The sequence below is a fragment of the Streptomyces fradiae genome (genome assembly GCF_041270065.1).
In the GTDB taxonomy this organism is placed as follows: Bacteria; Actinomycetota; Actinomycetes; order Streptomycetales; family Streptomycetaceae; genus Streptomyces.
The window spans coordinates 4,717,000-4,733,946 of the sequence record NZ_CP065958.1; the positions used below are offsets into that span (position 1 = coordinate 4,717,000).

General features: G+C 70.8%; 21 protein-coding genes and 4 tRNA genes. 15 read left to right on the forward strand and 10 right to left on the reverse strand.

Annotated elements, in window-relative coordinates; all coding sequences use genetic code 11:
- Positions 1-2 precede the first annotated feature (2 nt).
- Positions 3-1,235, reverse strand: coding sequence for an APC family permease (locus tag JAO84_RS21665; RefSeq protein WP_370414374.1), 1,233 nt, complete (start codon positions 1,233-1,235; stop codon positions 3-5).
- 57 nt (positions 1,236-1,292) lie between these two features.
- Between JAO84_RS21665 and JAO84_RS21670 the strand changes: the two genes are divergently transcribed.
- The gene (locus tag JAO84_RS21670; protein WP_265863974.1) at positions 1,293-1,562 is read left to right on the forward strand and encodes a GlsB/YeaQ/YmgE family stress response membrane protein; all 270 of its coding nucleotides are present in this window, start codon (positions 1,293-1,295) and stop codon (positions 1,560-1,562) included.
- On the opposite strand, the gene JAO84_RS21675 is transcribed toward JAO84_RS21670, so the two are convergent.
- The 4 genes from JAO84_RS21675 to JAO84_RS21690 form a co-directional block, all read right to left on the reverse strand.
- Positions 1,559-2,188 (reverse strand): alpha-ketoglutarate-dependent dioxygenase AlkB, encoded by a 630-nt coding sequence (locus JAO84_RS21675; RefSeq protein WP_370414375.1) that lies wholly within the window; start codon positions 2,186-2,188, stop codon positions 1,559-1,561. The genes JAO84_RS21670 and JAO84_RS21675 overlap by 4 nt on opposite strands.
- Positions 2,181-2,675, reverse strand: a complete 495-nt coding sequence (locus JAO84_RS21680) for a methylated-DNA--[protein]-cysteine S-methyltransferase (protein WP_370414376.1) — start codon at positions 2,673-2,675, stop codon at positions 2,181-2,183. Before JAO84_RS21680 ends, JAO84_RS21675 begins: the two co-directional genes overlap by 8 nt.
- A 91-nt stretch (positions 2,676-2,766) precedes the next feature.
- Positions 2,767-3,531, reverse strand: coding sequence for an HNH endonuclease (locus tag JAO84_RS21685; protein ID WP_370414377.1), 765 nt, complete (start codon positions 3,529-3,531; stop codon positions 2,767-2,769).
- 111 nt (positions 3,532-3,642) lie between these two features.
- Positions 3,643-4,134: a YajQ family cyclic di-GMP-binding protein gene (locus JAO84_RS21690; protein ID WP_370414378.1), complete on the reverse strand. Its 492-nt coding sequence runs from the start codon at positions 4,132-4,134 to the stop codon at positions 3,643-3,645.
- 169 nt (positions 4,135-4,303) lie between these two features.
- On the opposite strand from JAO84_RS21690, the gene JAO84_RS21695 reads away from it, so the two are divergent.
- A tRNA-Tyr gene (locus JAO84_RS21695) sits at positions 4,304-4,385 on the forward strand.
- Positions 4,386-4,465: 80 nt separating this feature from the next.
- On the opposite strand, the gene JAO84_RS21700 is transcribed toward JAO84_RS21695, so the two are convergent.
- Both JAO84_RS21700 and JAO84_RS21705 read right to left on the reverse strand, forming a co-directional pair.
- On the reverse strand, positions 4,466-5,122 hold the full coding sequence (locus JAO84_RS21700) for an SDR family oxidoreductase (protein ID WP_370414379.1): 657 nt from the start codon (positions 5,120-5,122) through the stop codon (positions 4,466-4,468).
- 2 nt (positions 5,123-5,124) lie between these two features.
- On the reverse strand, positions 5,125-6,408 hold the full coding sequence (locus JAO84_RS21705; protein ID WP_370414380.1) for an amidohydrolase family protein: 1,284 nt from the start codon (positions 6,406-6,408) through the stop codon (positions 5,125-5,127).
- A 265-nt stretch (positions 6,409-6,673) separates the two neighbouring features.
- On the opposite strand from JAO84_RS21705, the gene JAO84_RS21710 reads away from it, so the two are divergent.
- The 6 genes from JAO84_RS21710 (at position 6,674) to JAO84_RS21735 (ending at position 9,220) form a co-directional block, all read left to right on the forward strand.
- Positions 6,674-6,746 (forward strand) — tRNA-Thr (locus JAO84_RS21710).
- A gap of 44 nt (positions 6,747-6,790) precedes the next feature.
- Positions 6,791-6,863 (forward strand) — tRNA-Met (locus JAO84_RS21715).
- Between the two features lie 88 nt (positions 6,864-6,951).
- Entirely contained in the window at positions 6,952-7,116 is a 165-nt protein-coding gene (gene rpmG / locus JAO84_RS21720; RefSeq protein WP_003956487.1) for a 50S ribosomal protein L33, read from the forward strand.
- 98 nt (positions 7,117-7,214) lie between these two features.
- Positions 7,215-7,667, forward strand: coding sequence for a MaoC family dehydratase N-terminal domain-containing protein (locus JAO84_RS21725; protein ID WP_365754528.1), 453 nt, complete (start codon positions 7,215-7,217; stop codon positions 7,665-7,667).
- 2 nt (positions 7,668-7,669) lie between these two features.
- Entirely contained in the window at positions 7,670-8,098 is a 429-nt protein-coding gene (locus tag JAO84_RS21730; RefSeq protein WP_265863983.1) for a MaoC family dehydratase, read from the forward strand.
- Between the two features lie 63 nt (positions 8,099-8,161).
- A complete protein-coding gene (locus tag JAO84_RS21735) occupies positions 8,162-9,220 on the forward strand; it encodes a UDP-N-acetylmuramate dehydrogenase (RefSeq protein ID WP_370414381.1) in 1,059 nt (352 codons plus the stop codon).
- A gap of 6 nt (positions 9,221-9,226) precedes the next feature.
- On the opposite strand, the gene JAO84_RS21740 is transcribed toward JAO84_RS21735, so the two are convergent.
- Positions 9,227-9,865, reverse strand: a complete 639-nt coding sequence (locus JAO84_RS21740) for an NAD(P)-dependent oxidoreductase (RefSeq protein WP_370414382.1) — start codon at positions 9,863-9,865, stop codon at positions 9,227-9,229.
- Between the two features lie 94 nt (positions 9,866-9,959).
- Between JAO84_RS21740 and JAO84_RS21745 the strand changes: the two genes are divergently transcribed.
- A complete protein-coding gene (locus JAO84_RS21745) occupies positions 9,960-10,565 on the forward strand; it encodes a TetR/AcrR family transcriptional regulator (protein WP_370414383.1) in 606 nt (201 codons plus the stop codon).
- 44 nt (positions 10,566-10,609) lie between these two features.
- Here the strand turns inward: JAO84_RS21745 and JAO84_RS21750 are convergent, their stop codons facing one another.
- The gene (locus JAO84_RS21750; protein ID WP_370414384.1) at positions 10,610-11,644 is read right to left on the reverse strand and encodes an adenosine deaminase; all 1,035 of its coding nucleotides are present in this window, start codon (positions 11,642-11,644) and stop codon (positions 10,610-10,612) included.
- A gap of 126 nt (positions 11,645-11,770) precedes the next feature.
- Entirely contained in the window at positions 11,771-12,997 is a 1,227-nt protein-coding gene (locus JAO84_RS21755) for a pyridoxal phosphate-dependent aminotransferase (RefSeq protein WP_370414385.1), read from the reverse strand.
- Between the two features lie 224 nt (positions 12,998-13,221).
- Here JAO84_RS21755 and JAO84_RS21760 point away from each other — a divergent pair.
- The 6 genes from JAO84_RS21760 to rplJ all read left to right on the forward strand — a co-directional run bounded on the left by JAO84_RS21760 (position 13,222) and on the right by rplJ (position 16,875).
- Positions 13,222-13,294, forward strand: a tRNA-Trp gene (locus JAO84_RS21760).
- A gap of 106 nt (positions 13,295-13,400) precedes the next feature.
- Positions 13,401-13,685 carry a preprotein translocase subunit SecE gene (secE, locus tag JAO84_RS21765; RefSeq protein ID WP_265863989.1) on the forward strand — a complete coding sequence of 95 codons (285 nt, stop codon included), beginning with the start codon at positions 13,401-13,403 and terminating at the stop codon, positions 13,683-13,685.
- Between the two features lie 44 nt (positions 13,686-13,729).
- The gene (gene nusG / locus JAO84_RS21770; protein ID WP_370414386.1) at positions 13,730-14,623 is read left to right on the forward strand and encodes a transcription termination/antitermination protein NusG; all 894 of its coding nucleotides are present in this window, start codon (positions 13,730-13,732) and stop codon (positions 14,621-14,623) included.
- Positions 14,624-14,782: 159 nt separating this feature from the next.
- Complete coding sequence (gene rplK, locus JAO84_RS21775) at positions 14,783-15,217, forward strand: 50S ribosomal protein L11 (RefSeq protein WP_030494213.1); 435 nt, start codon at positions 14,783-14,785, stop codon at positions 15,215-15,217.
- Between the two features lie 81 nt (positions 15,218-15,298).
- Positions 15,299-16,027 carry a 50S ribosomal protein L1 gene (gene rplA, locus JAO84_RS21780; RefSeq protein ID WP_265863991.1) on the forward strand — a complete coding sequence of 243 codons (729 nt, stop codon included), beginning with the start codon at positions 15,299-15,301 and terminating at the stop codon, positions 16,025-16,027.
- Positions 16,028-16,344: 317 nt separating this feature from the next.
- On the forward strand, positions 16,345-16,875 hold the full coding sequence (gene rplJ / locus JAO84_RS21785) for a 50S ribosomal protein L10 (protein WP_265863992.1): 531 nt from the start codon (positions 16,345-16,347) through the stop codon (positions 16,873-16,875).
- Positions 16,876-16,947: the final 72 nt, after the last annotated feature.

Consider the following 16,947-nt stretch of genomic DNA (forward strand, 5'->3'; position numbering starts at 1 on the left):
GCTCAGGTCCGCGGGGGTTCGGGTCGTCCTCGCCTGACGGCGTGGGCCACGACGCCGACCGCGAGCACCCCGAGCCCGGCGAGCACGGAGGTCGGCGGCAGCGAGAAGGCGAGGGCCGCGCAGCCCGCCAGGCCGAGCACGGCCAGCGGCCGGTCCCGGCGGCCCAGGGTCCAGGCGGAGGCGTTGGCGATCGCGTAGTAGACCAGGACCCCGAAGGACGAGAAGCCGATCGCGCCCCGTACGTCCACCGTCGCCGCCACCACGGCCACCACCGCGCCGACCGCGAGCTCCGCGTGGTGCGGCACCCGGAAGCGCGGGTGGACGGCCGCGAGCGTGGCGGGCAGATGCCCGTCCCTGGCCATGGCGAGGGTGGTACGGGACACCCCGAGGATCAGCGAGAGCAGCGAGCCGAGCGCGGCGACCGCCGCGCCCACGGTGACCACGGGCACCAGCCAGCCGGCTCCCGCCGCCCGTGCCGCGTCCGCGAGCGGGGCGGGGGAGGCGGCCAGGGCGCGCGGGCCGAGGACGGCGAGCACGGAGACGGCGACGGCCGCGTAGACGACGAGGGTGATGCCGAGGGCGAGCGGCACGGCCCGCGGAATGGTCCGCTCCGGGTCACGCACCTCCTCGCCGAGCGTGGTGATCCGCGCGTACCCGGCGAAGGCGAAGAAGAGCAGCCCGGCCGCCTGCAGCACCCCGCCGGCCGGCACGTCCCCGGCGAGCGCGAGCCGCCCGGCCTCCCCGGCCCCGGCGATCGCCGCGACGGCGGCCGCCAGGACGGCCAGGACGACCGCCACGATGATCCGGGTGAGCAGCGCGGACTTCTGCATGCCGCGGTAGTTGACGGCGGTCAGCAGGACGACGGAGGCCACGGCCACCGCGTGCGCCTGCTCCGGCCACAGATACGAGCCGACCGTCAGCGCCATCGCCGCGCACGAGGCCGTCTTGCCCACGACGAACGCCCAGCCGGCCAGATAGCCCCAGAACGCGCCGAGCCGCTCCCGCCCGTAGACATAGGTGCCGCCGGAGGCCGGGTAGCGGGCGGCCAGCCGGGCCGAGGCCATGGCGTTGCAGTAGGCCACGACGGCGGCGACGCCGAGCGCCGGGAGCAGCCCGGGGCCCGCCGCACGGGCCGCCGGCCCGAGCGCCGCGAAGATTCCGGCGCCGACCATCGAGCCGAGGCCGATGACGACGGCGTCGAACACCCCGAGGGTGCGGCGCAATTCCTGTGTCATGCCCCGCACATTAGGGGGTCCGGCAACCGCCCGGGACCAGCGGGCGTCCTCAAGGGCATGAGCATCATCAGCTGGATAGTTCTCGGACTGCTCGCCGGCGTCATCGCCAAGGTCCTGCTGCCGGGCCGCGACCCGGGCGGCCTGATCGGCACGACCCTCATCGGCGTCGTCGGCGCCTTCCTCGGCGGCTGGCTCTCCGCCCGCTTCCTGGACCGCCCGATCACGCAGGACTTCTACGACGGGGCGACCTGGCTGTCGGCGATCGGCGGCTCTCTGGTGCTGCTGATCGCGTACCGCATTCTTTTCGGCCACTCGCGCGAGCGTTAGAGGCCCGTCTCCCTGAGCGTGATGTTCAGCCGCCCCCTGAGCCCCAGGCCGGGGGCGGCGGTCCCGGCGTACACCTTCGGCACTCCGTGGTACGCGAAACGCGACGGCCCGCCGAAGACGAACAGGTCCCCGGACACCAACTCCACATCCGTGTAGGGCCGTCCACGGTCCTCGGTGTTCCCCAGCCGGAACACGCACGTGTCGCCGAGGCTCAGCGACACGACCGGGGCGGGCGAGCGCTCCTCCCGGTCCTGATGCATGCCCATCCGGGCGCCGTCGCCGTAGAAGTTGACCAGCGCGGTGTCCGGCGCGAATTCGCCGTGTTCCCCGTACGCCTCCACGAGCGCGTCGCGCCCCAAGTCCACCAGCCAGCCCGGCAGTTCGACCAGGCTCTCTTCCTTCCCCAGGTAGCGGTACGGCTCCCAGCGCCGCCCCAGACAGAGCGAGCGCACCGACATCACCCCGCCGCCGGGCAGCACCGTCGCCTCGTACGAGAGCGGCCCCCGCCCGAACTCCCGGCACGCCGCCACCAGTTCCCGCTGCCGCGCGAACGGCAGCCACCCGGGCACATGCACCGCCCCCGGCGCCGGCGCGCTCCGTTCCCGCGGAAACAGCCCCTCAGCCACCGCTCCCGCTCTCCAGGGCCAGCAACCGCTCTTTGCGGTCGAGCCCCGCCGCGTAACCGCGCAGGCTCCCGTCGGCCCCGATCACCCGGTGACACGGCCGCACCACCAGCAGCGGATTCCGCCCGATCGCGGTCCCCACCGCCCGCACCCCGGCCCCCTCCGCCCCGACGCGCCGCGCGATCTCCCCGTACGACACGGTCGTCCCGTACGGAATCCCCTCAAGCGCCCGCCACACCTTCCGCTGGAACTCCGTCCCGGCCTCCTCGAAGACCAGATCGAACCCGTCCCGCCGCCCGGCGAAGTACGCGTCGAGCTGCCCGGCGACCTCCTCGAAGGCGGCAGGCTCGTGCACCCAGCCCTCCACGGCCCCCTTCTGCCCCTCCAACGACACCGACCGCAACACGACCCGCCCCCCGTCGGCAACCCGCCCCACCAGGAGCATCGCGCCGAGGGGACCGTCGGCCCAGGTGTAAAGAGTGCTGTTCATGTTTTCCAGTGTGCGCGGCCGCCGGGGCGAGGAGCTGGCGGTTTTCGGACGCGGCCCTGGAGGTCCCGGGCGGCACGCGCCGCTCGTGCGGTCACGCGTCCGTCGGCCACAGGCCCAGGGTGCCGAGGGAGACCTCGGGGAGATCCCGCTCACGTCTCTCGGACTCGAAGAAGTCCAGCTCCGTGGGATCGAGGTCCAGCGACTCGCAGACCTCCTCGTGAAGGGCGACGAAGCTCATGAACCTCTCCTCCGCCCACAGCTCGTACTCGGCCCGGCTCCTGTTGAAGGCGGAGAGCTTCAGATCGACGACGTCGTCGGCCCACTGCCGGTGCCAGTCGAAGACGTGGTCCGCCGCCTCGGCGGTGCCCTCGCCTCCCAGCTCGCCCAGCTTGTCGGTGGCCGCGCGGGCGATCGACGCCAATCCGGCGCACCTCTTCACGTTGCCGACCGGGAAACCGGTGGAGCCCAGCGCGATCGCCGCGCTCAGATCGGAGATGGACTTGCGCCATCCGTCGATCTGCGTCTGGAAGTGCCGATAGGCCCGGATGAGACCGGCCCGCGGCGAAGGGTCGTCGGGTGCCACGTGGTTGGGGTCCGACAGCCGCAGCAGCTCCTTGTACCGGAACATGGCCTGCCGGTCGATGTCTCCGCGGTCGAAGCGGGTGTGGCAGTTCGGGCACAGGACGATCATGTTGTGGAACTCGTGCCTGCGGACACGGGCCCACGGCACGATGTGCGCGATCTCCAGAGGGGTCGCGCGGCACGTCGGTATCGCACACCGGTGTCCGGCCTCGACGAAAAGCTGCCGGGCTAACGGGCGAGGCACCGCGCTGCGCTTCGTGCGCTTCGTGGTCATGCGGAAAGCCTAGGCGGCGGTTCTGACATCGCGGGCCGACGCGGGCCGGCATTTCGCGGCCCGACCCACCCCTCCGGCCGATGAACGGGGAGGGGCGGTTCGCGGCTCGCGTCAGCGGTAGTTCACGAACTGCAGGGCGAAGTCGAAGTCCTTGCCCTTGAGCAGCGCGATGATGGTCTGCAGGTCGTCCCGGCTCTTGGAGCTGACCCGCAGCTCGTCGCCCTGCACCTGCGCCTTGACGCCCTTCGGGCCCTCGTCGCGGATGACCTTGGCGACCTTCTTCGCGTTCTCCTGGGAGATGCCCTCCTGGATGGACGCGAAGAGCTTGTACTCCTTGCCGGACAGCTGCGGCTCGCCCTCGACCTCCAGCGACTTCAGCGAGATGCCCCGCTTGATCAGCTTGGACTGCAGGATGTCGAGGATCGCCTTGACCCGCTCCTCGCCGTTCGCCTGCATCAGGATCTTCTCGCCCGACCACTCGATCTTGGCGTTGGTGCCCTTGAAGTCGTAGCGCTGCGTGATCTCCTTCGCGGCCTGGTTGAGGGCGTTGTCGACCTCCTGCCGCTCGACCTTGGAGACGATGTCGAAACTGGAGTCGGCCATGAGGTGAGGCTCCTTGCTCGGATGCGTTCGGTACAACGCAAAGCGTAGCCACCGGCCCCGCCGCCGACCCGTGATCAATCCAGTGGCGGAGCACCCCCAGGGATCAGGTATTGTTTACGTCGTTGCCAGGGAGCGCAGCCGAAAAGCGGCTCCGAGGCAGCGATCCCATGGCGGTGTGCCCGAGTGGCCAATGGGAGCGGACTGTAAATCCGTCGGCTTAGCCTACCCAGGTTCGAATCCTGGCGCCGCCACGCGATGCAGAAGGTCCCCGGTGTTCGCACCGGGGACCTTCTCGCATGTCCGGGGCCCGTTCGGGCGGTCATTCGGGCGGTCAGTTGCCCGCGATGTCCTTCACCGCGACCGACAGCGGGGTGCCGCCCGAGATGAGTTCCAGGGTCAGGCCGGCGGTGGCCGGGGTGTCGAGGAGTTCGGCGAGGGTGGCCGCCACGTCGTCGCGGGGGACGGGGCCGCGGCCCGTGCGGGCCTCCAGGCGGACCTGGCCGGTGCCCGCGTCGTTCGTGAGGGAGCCGGGGCGCAGGACGGTCCAGTCGAGGGCGGGGCGGGAGCGGATGTCGTCGTCGGCGGCGCCCTTGGCGCGGAGGTAGGCGTCGAAGGTCTCGTCGCCCGGGTGGGCGGAGTCGGCGCCCATGGACGAGACGATGAGGAAGCGCCGTACGCCCGCCGCCTCCGCCGCGTCGGCGAAGAGGACGGCCGCGCCGCGGTCGACGGTGTCCTTGCGGGCGGTGCCGCTGCCGGGGCCCGCGCCGGCGGCGAAGACGGCCGCGTCGGCGCCGCGCAGGACGGCGACGACCTCGCCGGGGGAGGCCGACTCCAGGTCCAGGACGACCGGTTCGGCGCCGGCCGAGCGCAGGTCCTCGGCCTGTTCGGGGCGGCGGATGATGCCCACCGGATGGTGTCCGCCCGCGGCGAGCAGCCGCTCCAGACGCAGGGCGATCTGTCCGTGTCCTCCAGCGATGACTACGCGCATACTCACGACCGTACGACGCCGGGTCCGCCCGGGCCTCCCGAATCCGGCCGCGTCGGCCGGGCCTGTCGCGGCAGGTCGAGGGCGGCCGCCGAGTCGCAGTACTCGCGCACCGCGCTGGTCCGCGCCACCACCCGCCCGCGGTGCACCACGATCCGGCTGTACGCGAGGGAGAGCACGCCCGTCAGCCGCTCGCCCCGCACCGCCAGGAGCTCGGCGGGGAAGCCCGCCTCGACCCGTACCTCCGGCAGGCCCATCGCCGCCCGCGCGTCCGCGCTGACCGCCGCGTACGCCTCGGGGGCGGGCAGGCCGCCGAGCGAGGCGAGCAGATAGGCGATCTCCAGCGGATCGCCGCGCCCCACCGGGTTGGACACGTCCCGCAGCGCCCCGCCGCCCGCCGCGACCCGGACGCCGGCCGCCCGCAGGAGCCGTACGGGGGCCGTGCCGCGCGGTCCGGTCGCGCCGCAGCCGCCCTGGGGCAGGGCGACCACCGTGACGCCGGCCGCCGCCAGCTGGTCCGCCGCCCGGCGGGCCTGGTCGGCGGGGAGCCGGGCGAGTCCCGCGCACGGGCCGATCGTCACCCCGGGCCGCAGCCCGCCGGCCATCGCGGCGAGCCGGGCCAGGCGCGCCGGGTCGTCGCCGTCGGTGTGCAGGTCCACGGGGCAGCCGTGCTCGGCCGCGACCTCCAGGAGCGCCTCCACGTAGCCGGTGGGGTCCGGGTCCAGGTCGGGGCAGCCGCCGACCACCCCGGCGCCCATCTTCACCGCGTCCCGCAGCATCGCGAGCCCGTCGGCGCCGGCCGCGCCGGTGAGCAGCCGGGGCGTGGCCACCGTCGTCAGTTCGGCGAGCCCGCGCAGCGAGCGCCGGGCCTGCAGGGCGGCCTCCAGCGGCCCGAGGCCGTGCACGTCCCCGATCCGTACGTGCGCGCGCAGCGCAGTGGCGCCGTGCCCGAGCTGGAGCAGGGCGGCCTCGGTGACCCGCCGCTGGACCTCGTCGGGGGCGTACGAGACGGGGCCCGCCGCGTCGGCGGTGAGGGCGGTGTCGAGGTGGGCGTGGGGTTCGGCGGGCGCGGAGAGCAGCAGATGGCCGGCCAGGTCGACGCGGGCGCCCACGGCGGCCAGGCTGCCGGCGGTGCCGACGGCCTCGATCCGGCCGCGGCCGAGGCGTACGTCGACGGTCCGGCCGTCGGTGAGCCGGGCGTTCGAGAGCAGCAGCGACGTGGCGTCGGCGGCGGTGGCCGGGGCCCGGTCGTCGGGCGACGGCTGGGGCTGCTGGCTGTCGGCTGACAATCGGGCTCCTCGGGGTCCGGGCACACGGCTCGCCAAGATCAAGATCACGCAGCGTGGGCCCGAGCCTAGGGGCGGTCCGGGCCGCCTTCGAGGAGGAGCGCAATAGTCGTACTGATGACTGCTCGTGTGGCCTACGAGGCGGCAGGTGAGCGGCCGGGAAGGCGCTGTGCGGAGACTGCGCGGAGGCTGTGCGCAGGGCGCGGGAAAGGGTGCGGGAAACGGATTTGGGGGATGGGCCGGAGACCGTGTAATGTCTTCCTCGCTCGCCCCAATAGCTCAGTCGGTAGAGCGTCTCCATGGTAAGGAGAAGGTCTACGGTTCGATTCCGTATTGGGGCTCTGGTGAGAGGGATCCCGCCTTCGGGCGGGGTCCGGATCATCAAAGCGGTGTAGCTCAGTCGGTAGAGCAAGCGGCTCATAATCGCTGTGTCACCGGTTCAAGTCCGGTCACCGCTACACACGGTAGCCGATTGTGGGGTCGGTCCTGCGATCGGCTACTCTGCTATGCGTTCATCCATCCATCCGTCCGTCAAGGAGCACTCACGTGGCTGCCACCGACGTCCGCCCGAAGATCACGCTGGCCTGCGTGGAGTGCAAGGAGCGGAACTACATCACCAAGAAGAACCGGCGTAACAACCCGGACCGTCTTGAGATGAAGAAGCACTGCCCTCGCTGCAACTCGCACACCGCGCACCGCGAGACGCGCTAATCAGGCTCGTACACGAGGCCGCCCCCACCAGGGGGCGGCCTCGTGTCGTTTATCGCAACTCGTTCATCGCACCAGATCCAGCAGGAGGTATCGAGGCCATGGCGCTCGACCAGTCCTTCGTGGGCCGGACCTATCCGCCCACCGCGCCGTACGAGGTCGGCCGCGAGAAGATCCGCGAATTCGCCGAGGCGATCGGGGACGCCAATCCCGCGTACACCGACCCGGAGGCCGCCAAGGCCCTCGGCCACCCGGATGTCGTCGCCCCGCCGACCTTCCCCTTCGCGATCACCTTCAAGGCCGCGGGCCAGGTCATCGAGGACCCGCAGCTGGGCCTGGACTACAGCCGCGTGGTGCACGGCGACCAGAAGTTCGTCTACACCCGGCCGGTGCGCGCCGGTGACCGCCTCACGGTGACCACCACCATCGAGGCGATCAAGTCGCTCGCCGGCAACGACATCATGGACATCCGAGGCGAGGTCCACGACGAGAGCGGCGAGCACGTCGTGACCGCCTGGATCAAGCTCGTGTCCCGCGCCCCCGAGGAGGCCTGACCGTGACCGCGAAGATCGCCTACGACGAGGTCGAGGTCGGCACCGAGCTGCCCGCGCAGACCTTCCCCGTGACCCGCGCCACGCTGGTTCAGTACGCCGGCGCCTCCGGTGACTTCAACCCGATCCACTGGAACGAGAAGTTCGCCAAGGAGGTCGGCCTGCCCGACGTCATCGCCCACGGCATGTTCACCATGGCCGAGGCGATCCGCGTCGTGACCGACTGGGCCGGCGACCCGGCCGCCGTCGTCGAGTACGGCGTCCGCTTCACCAAACCCGTCGTCGTCCCCAACGACGACCAGGGCGCCGTGATCGAGGTCTCCGCCAAGGTGGCGGCCAAGCTGGACGACGGTCAGGTGCGGGTGGACCTCACCGCGACCTCCGCCGGTCAGAAGGTGCTCGGGATGAGCCGGGCCGTGGTCCGGCTCGCCTGACGGCCGCCGTGTGACGAGCGACACGGGCCCCTCCCCGGCGGGAGGGGCCCGTACCCTTGTGCCGTGCAGCTCCTCAACGACGCCCCCCTCGCGCCCCTGACCACCTTCCGGCTCGGCGGGCCCGCCGCCCGGCTCGTCACGGCGACCACCGACGACGAGGTGATCGCCGCGATCCGCGAGGCCGACCTCGCCGGGGACCCGCTGCTGATTATCGGCGGCGGCTCCAACCTGGTCATCGGCGACAAGGGCTTCGACGGCACCGCCCTGCACATCGCCACCAAGGGCTTCTCCCTCGACGGGACCCGCCTGGAGCTCGCCGCCGGAGAGGTCTGGACGGACGCCGTCGCGCGGACCGTCGAGGCCGGGGTCGCCGGGATCGAGTGTCTGGCCGGCATCCCCGGCTCGGCCGGTGCCACCCCGATCCAGAACGTCGGCGCCTACGGCCAGGACGTCTCCGCCACCATCACCGAGGTCGTCGCGTACGACCGCAGGGCCGAGGAGACGGTCACCCTCAGCAACGCCGAGTGCGCCTTCTCGTACCGGCACAGCGTCTTCAAGGACCAGCCCGACCGCTATGTCGTGCTGCGGGTCCGCTTCGAGCTCGCCGACGCCGACGGGATGTCCGCGCCGATCGCGTACCCGGAGACGGCGCGCGCCCTCGGGGTCGAGGCCGGCGACCGGGTGCCGCTGGCCGTCGCCCGGGAGACCGTGCTGCGGCTGCGCTCCGGCAAGGGCATGGTCCTGGACCCGGAGGACCACGACACGTGGTCGGCGGGCTCCTTCTTCACCAACCCGATCCTCACGGCGGGGGAGTACGAGGACTTCCTCGGCCGCGTCGCCGAGCGGCTCGGCCCGGACGTCGCCGCGCCCGCGTACCCGGCGGGCGAGGAGGGCCGGATGAAGACCTCCGCGGCCTGGCTGATCGACAAGGCCGGCTTCACCAAGGGCTACGGCTCCGGGCCCGCCCGGATCTCCACCAAGCACACGCTCGCCCTGACCAACCGCGGCGAGGCGACCACCGAGGACCTGCTGGCGCTCGCCCGCGAGGTCGTCGCCGGGGTCCGGGACGCGTTCGGGATCACGCTGGTGAACGAGCCCGTGACGGTGGGCGTGGAGCTCTAGCTCCTCTCAGTACGCGACGCCCACGCCCTGCTTCACCGTCGCCGGGTCGTCGACCGTCGCCAGCATCGCGTGCGCCACGTCGGCGCGCGCGAGGGTGCGGCCGCGGGGCGGGTTGCCGCCGATGACGCGGCGGTAGCGGCCGGTGACCGGCTTGTCGGTCAGCTTGGGCGGGCGGACGGCGGTCCAGTCGGTCGCGCTCGCCGCGAGCTCGGCCTCCATGGCGCGCAGATCGGTGTAGACGTCCTTGAGCACGGAGTTGATGATCGCGAGCATCGCCTTGTCGGCGACGCCCTGACCCTCCGGGACCGGGCCCACGGGCGCGGCGCTGACCACGACCAGACGGCGGGTCGAGGTCGGCTCCATGGCGCGCAGGACGGCGCGGGTCAGCCGGGCGGCGATGCCGGTGCCCGCGTCGGCGCGGTTGCGGGCGCCGAGGCCGGAGAGCACCGCGTCGCGGCCGTCGACGGCGGCGTGCAGGGCCGCCGGGTCGGACAGGTCGGAGCGGAAGACGGTGAGCCGGGGGCCGGTGACCGTGAAGCGGGCCGGGTCGCGGACCACCGCGGTCACCTCGTGGCCCGCGCCGAGGGCCTGGCGGACGATTTCCTGGCCGATGCCACCGGTGGCACCGAAGACGGTGAGCTTCATGGCGCACCCTTCTGGATGGGGGTGGGTAAGTGTTCACTCACCTCTAGAGTGGGTAAGCACTCACTCACTCGTCAAGCCGTTCTCGGGAGTCGTCGTGGACCAGAAGCCGCAGAAGCCGACCCGGACCCGGATCGTCGACGCCGCCCGCGACCTCATGCACACGGCGGGCCTGGCCCGGACCACCACCAAGGAGATCGCCCGGGCGGCCGGCTGCTCCGAGGCGGCGCTCTACAAGTACTTCTCGAGCAAGGAGGAGCTGTTCGTCACCGTCCTCAACGAACGGCTGCCCCGGCTCGGCGACCTCCTCGGCACCCTCGCCGTCGATCCCAAGGGCCGCACGGTCGAGGAGAACCTGGTCGAGATCGCCCGCCGTGCCGCGCTCTTCTACGAGCAGACCTTCCCGATGGCCGCCTCGCTCTACGCCGAGCCGCAGCTCAAGGCGCGCCACGAGGAGATCATGCGGGGCCTCGGCCGCGGCCCCCACATGCCGATCGAGGGCCTCGCCGAGTATCTGCGCGCCGAGCAGCAGCACGGCCGGATCGCGGCGGACGCCGACCCGCTCGCCGCCGCCTCCCTTCTGCTCGGCGCCTGCGTCCACCGGGCCTTCGCCTGGGAGATGACCCCGGGCGGGAAGCCCCCGCAGGACCTGGACGCCTTCGCGCGCTCGATCGCCCGCACCCTGATGGCCGGGCTGAGCTGACGGAGCTGACGGAGCTGACGGAGCTGACGGAGCTGATCGGGGGATCAGCCGACCGGGGCCGCCAGCCAGTCGTCGATCCCGGACAGCAGCTTCTGCCGGACGTCCTCCGAGGCCGCCGAGCCCCGCACCGACTGCCGGGCCAGTTCGGCCAGCTCGGTGTCCGTGAAGGCGTGGTGCCGGCGGGCGATCTCGTACTGCGCGGCAAGCCGCGAGCCGAAGAGCAGCGGATCGTCCGCGCCGAGCGCCATCGGGACGCCGGCCTCGAAGAGGGTGCGCAGGGGGACGTCCTCGTGCTTGTCGTAGACGCCGAGGGCCACATTGGACGCCGGGCACACCTCGCAGGTGACCCCGCGCTCGGCGAGCTTGCGCAGCAGCCGCGGGTCCTCCGCCGCGCGGACGCCGTGGCCGACCCGGGCCGCCCGCAGATCGTCCAGGCAGTCCCGTACGGAGGAGGGGCCGGTCAGCTCGCCGCCGTGCGGGGCCGCGAGCAGTCCGCCCTCGCGGGCGATGGCGAAGGCCCGGTCGAAGTCGCGGGCCATGCCGCGCCGCTCGTCGTTGGAGAGCCCGAAGCCCACCACGCCCCGGTCGGCGTAGCGCACCGCGAGCCGGGCCAGGGTGCGCGCCTCAAGGGGGTGCTTCATCCGATTGGCGGCGACCAGGACCCGCATCCCGAGCCCGGTCTCCCGGGAGGCCGTGTCGACCGCGTCCAGGATGATCTCCAGGGCCGGGATCAGACCGCCGAGCAGCGGCGCGTACGAGGTGGGGTCGACCTGGAGCTCCAGCCAGCCCGAGCCGTCCCGGACGTCCTCCTGCGCGGCCTCCCGCACCAGACGCTGGATGTCCTCCGGCTCGCGCAGACACGAGCGGGCCATGTCGTACAGGCGCTGGAAGCGGAACCAGCCGCGCTCGTCCGTGGCCCGCAGCTTCGGCGGCGTGCCGCTCTTGAGGGCCTCGGGGAGGTGCACCCCGTACTTGTCGGCCAGTTCGATCAGGGTCGAGGGCCGCATCGAACCCGTGAAGTGCAGGTGCAGATGGGCCTTGGGCAGCAGGCTGAGGTCGCGATGAGGAAGGTGCTCCATCGGCTGATCCTGCCGCACCCGAATGGACGAATACAGTCCGTTTCCCCGATCGGGACCTTGCTAGAACGTAAAAACGGCCCCCGCTTCCGAAGAAGCGGGGGCCGGATACGGAGATCCGCAGGTGATTCAGTCGCGGGCCTCGGCGAGCAGCTTCTGGATCCGGGACACGCCCTCCACCAGGTCCTCGTCGCCCAGCGCGTACGACAGACGCAGGTAGCCCGGGGTGCCGAAGGCCTCGCCCGGGACGACCGCGACCTCGGCCTCGTCCAGGATCAGCGCGGCCAGCTCGACCGAGCTCTGCGGGCGCTTGCCGCGGATCTCCTTGCCGAGCAGCGCCTTCACCGACGGGTACACGTAGAACGCGCCCTCCGGGGTCGGGCAGTAGACGCCCTCGATCTCGTTGAGCATCCGCACGATCGTCTGGCGGCGCCGGTCGAAGGCGCGGCCCATCTCGGCCACCGCCTCCAGGTCGCCCGAGACGGCGGCGAGCGCGGCGACCTGCGCCACGTTGCTCACGTTGGAGGTGGCGTGCGACTGCAGGTTGGTGGCGGCCTTCACGACGTCCTTCGGGCCGATGATCCACCCCACGCGCCAGCCGGTCATCGCGTACGTCTTGGCGACGCCGTTGACGACGATGCACTTGTCGCGCAGCTCCGGCATGACCGACGGCAGGGAGACCGCCGACGCGCCGCCGTAGACCAGGTGCTCGTAGATCTCGTCGGTGAGGACCCACAGACCGTGCTCGACGGCCCAGCGGCCGATCGCCTCGGTCTCGACCTCGCTGTAGACGGCGCCGGTCGGGTTGGAGGGGGAGACGAAGAGGACGACCTTGGTCCTCTCCGTGCGCGCGGCCTCCAGCTGCTCCACGCTCACCCGGTAGCCGGTGGTCTCGTCGGCCACGACCTCCACCGGGACACCGCCGGCGAGGCGGATCGACTCGGGGTAGGTCGTCCAGTACGGGGCGGGGACGATGACCTCGTCGCCCGGGTCGAGGATCGCGGCGAACGCCTCGTAGATGGCCTGCTTGCCGCCGTTGGTCACGAGCACCTGGGAGGCGTCGACCTCGTAGCCGGAGTCGCGCAGCGTCTTCGCGGCGATCGCGGCCTTGAGCTCGGGCAGACCGCCGGCCGGCGTGTAGCGGTGGTACTTGGGGTTCTTGCAGGCCTCGACGGCCGCCTCGACGATGTAGTCCGGCGTCGGGAAGTCGGGCTCACCCGCGCCGAAGCCGATGACCGGGCGCCCGGCGGCCTTGAGAGCCTTGGCCTTGGCGTCGACGGCGAGGGTGGCGGACTCGGAGATCGCACCGATCCGGGCGGAGACCCGGCGCTCGGTGGGAGGGGTAGCAGCGCTCATGCGGCCATCGTCCCAGACCCCGTTCCGGCCCGGCACACAGGTTTCACGGAGCGGACAGGAACGGTCAATCCCGGTCGTACGCACGGTGCGCGGCGCCCCGCGCGGGGTGCCGCGGCAGGTCGGCGCGGTTCCTGTTCGACGTAGGGGCCCATGACCACGTACACTCACTGCTCGTTGGCCCGCACCGACCACATCTCACGATGCGGTAGGTTGGGGAGCCACGAAGGGTCGTAGCTCAATTGGTAGAGCACCGGTCTCCAAAACCGGCGGTTGGGGGTTCAAGTCCCTCCGGCCCTGCTACACACACCGCCAGGTTGTGTGCGCATGTACGTACTCCTTGCACCGCCGTGCGGCTCCAATTCCGGGCGCGGCACGGCCACGACCCGGAATCAGGTGAGACATCGTGACGGATGCCGTAGGCTCCATCGACATGCCTGATGCCGAAGATGCCGCGCCGGAGTCCAAGAAGACCCGGAAGGGCGGCAAGCGCGGAAAGAAGGGCCCTCTCGGCCGTCTCGCGCTGTTCTACCGCCAGGTCATCGCGGAACTCCGCAAGGTTGTCTGGCCCACTCGTAGCCAGCTGACGACGTACACCACTGTGGTGATTGTCTTCGTTGTCATCATGATCGGTCTTGTGACCGTGATTGACTATGGCTTCCAGGAAGCAGTCAAGTACGTCTTCGGCTGACTTTTTGTTCCACCCCATCTGTAGCGCAGGAAGAAGCAGCCACCGTGTCTGACGCGAACCTGAACGACGCCTTCGAGTCCGAGTCCGTCGAGGACGAGAAGGACATCGTCGAGGCGGCCGACGAGGAGCAGGCCGAAGCTGCGGACGCCGAGGCCGGCGAGACCGACACCGAGACCGAAGCGGTCGACGAGGTCGCCGCCGAGGCCGCGGACGTCGAGGACGAGGACGGCACCGAGGTCGCCGAGATCGAGGCCGCCGAGGAAGAGGCCGAGGAGGCCGCCGAGGTCGAGGACGCGGCTGAGGCCGAGCCCGCCGCCCCGGTCGACCCGATCGCCGCCCTCCGCGACGAGCTGCGCGGTCTGCCCGGCGAGTGGTACGTGATCCACACCTACGCGGGCTACGAGAAGCGTGTGAAGGCCAACCTGGAGCAGCGCGCCGTCTCGCTGAACGTCGAGGACTTCATCTACCAGGCCGAGGTCCCCGAGGAAGAGATCGTCCAGATCAAGAACGGCGAGCGCAAGAACGTCCGGCAGAACAAGCTGCCCGGTTACGTGCTCGTCCGCATGGACCTGACGAACGAGTCCTGGGGCGTCGTCCGCAACACCCCCGGTGTCACCGGCTTCGTCGGCAACGCCTACGACCCGTACCCGCTGACCCTGGACGAGATCGTCAAGATGCTCGCCCCGGAGGCCGAGGAGAAGGCCGCCCGCGAGGCCGCCGAGGCCGAGGGCAAGCCGGCTCCGGCCCGCAAGGTCGAGGTCCAGGTGCTCGACTTCGAGGTCGGCGACTCGGTCACCGTCACCGACGGCCCCTTCGCCACCCTCCAGGCCACGATCAACGAGATCAACGCCGACTCGAAGAAGGTCAAGGGCCTCGTCGAGATCTTCGGTCGCGAGACCCCGGTCGAGCTCAGCTTCGACCAGATCCAGAAGAACTGACGACTCAAGTTTCCGGACAGGTCAGAGGGGCTGCCACAGCCGCTCTGACCTGCTCGGTTTTTGGACGCGCGAGGATACCCGTTATCGTTGTGCGGTATGCCTCCATCCGGATGACCGGATGGATCGGCTGAAAACTCTCACTAGGACCCGGAGAGAGCTATGCCTCCCAAGAAGAAGAAGGTCACGGGGCTTATCAAGCTCCAGATCAACGCCGGTGCGGCCAACCCGGCCCCGCCGGTCGGCCCCGCGCTCGGCCAGCACGGCGTCAACATCATGGAGTTCTGCAAGGCCTACAACGCCGCGACCGAGTCGCAGCGCGGTTGGGTCATCCCGGTGGAGATCACGGTCTACGAGGACCGTTCCTTCACCTTCATCACGAAGACCCCGCCGGCCGCGAAGATGATCCTCAAGGCCGCGGGCGTGGAGAAGGGCTCCGGCGAGCCGCACAAGACCAAGGTCGCCAAGATTACCGAGGCGCAGGTCCGCGAGATCGCCACCACCAAGATGCCCGACCTCAACGCCAATGACCTGGACGCCGCGTCCAAGATCATCGCCGGCACCGCCCGTTCCATGGGCATCACGGTCGAGGGCTGATCAGCCCCCCTTGCAGTCCCCAGTGGTAGGGCCGGCGCTGGCCCGCACCACGACTCCATACCTGAACCCACAGGAGCAGAAGTGAAGCGCAGCAAGTCCCTCCGGGCTGCCGACGCCAAGATCGACCGGGAGAAGCTGTACGCCCCGCTCGAGGCCGTGCGTCTGGCCAAGGAGACCTCCTCCACCAAGTTCGACGGCACCGTCGAGGTGGCCTTCCGTCTGGGCGTCGACCCGCGCAAGGCCGACCAGATGGTCCGTGGCACCGTGAACCTTCCGCACGGCACCGGTAAGACCGCCCGGGTCCTGGTCTTCGCGACCGGTGACCGTGCCGAGGCCGCGACTGCCGCGGGCGCCGACATCGTCGGCTCCGACGAGCTCATCGACGAGATCGCCAAGGGCCAGCGCCTGAACGAGTTCGACGCCGTCGTCGCCACCCCGGACCTCATGGGCAAGGTCGGCCGCCTCGGCCGCGTGCTCGGTCCGCGTGGTCTCATGCCGAACCCCAAGACCGGCACCGTGACCATGGACGTCGCCAAGGCTGTCAACGACATCAAGGGCGGCAAGATCGAGTTCCGCGTCGACAAGCACTCGAACCTGCACTTCATCATCGGCAAGGTGTCCTTCGACGACACCAAGCTGGTGGAGAACTACGCGGCGGCCCTGGAGGAGATCCTCCGTCTGAAGCCGTCCGCCGCCAAGGGTCGCTACATCAAGAAGGCCGCCATCGCCACCACGATGGGCCCCGGCATTCCGGTCGACTCGAACCGCACCCGCAACCTCCTCGTCGAGGAGGACCCGGCCGCGGTCTGAGCTTCTGAAGCTCGCTAGGCGGTCATCGGGCCCCGCACCTTCCAAGGTGCGGGGCCCGATTTGCCTTTCCTCGACACCTTCACGTACTCTTCCGAGGAAGCCAAAGACCGCTGGTCGTCACTGTGCCTGCAAGGGTGCGGTGGCCGAAGGATTCGCTGAGAGATGCGAGCGACCCGCGCAGGTGACAGTGGAAGAGTTCCCGGTCCGGTTCACTCCGGTTCGGTCGAGCTGAGCCCCGTGCGCCTGCGCCCGGGGCGTTTTCGTTTGTTCAGCCCCTTCTGAGCGGTCCTCATCACCCGGAAGGAGGCTGACGCATTATGCCGACGCCCAACAAGGCTGCATCGGTGGCCGAGCTCGCGGACGCGTTCCAGAGCTCCACCGCCGCCGTGCTGACCGAGTACCGGGGTCTCACCGTGGCGCAGCTCAAGACGCTGCGTCGTTCGCTCGGTGAGAACGCCCAGTACGCCGTGGTGAAGAACACGCTGACCAAGATTGCGGCCAACCAGGCTGGGATCACCGCGCTCGACGACCACTTCGCTGGTCCGACGGCGGTCGCCTTCGTCACCGGTGACCCGGTGGAGTCGGCGAAGGCTCTGCGTGACTTCGCCAAGGAGAACCCGAACCTCATCATCAAGGCTGGTGTCCTTGACGGTAAGGCTCTCTCCGCCGACGACATCAAGAAGCTTGCGGACCTCGAGTCCCGCGAGGTTCTGCTCAGCAAGCTGGCCGGCGCCTTCAAGGGCAAGCAGTCTCAGGCTGCTCAGCTCTTCCAGGCTCTGCCGTCGAAGCTCGTCCGCACCGTGGACGCGCTGCGCGCCAAGCAGGCCGAGCAGGGCGGTGCCGAGTAATTCGGCTCGCGCATTGATCCGTACCGCCGTCTGGGCGGAACGGGTCACAGCGGGCCGACAGTACGCCCGCCT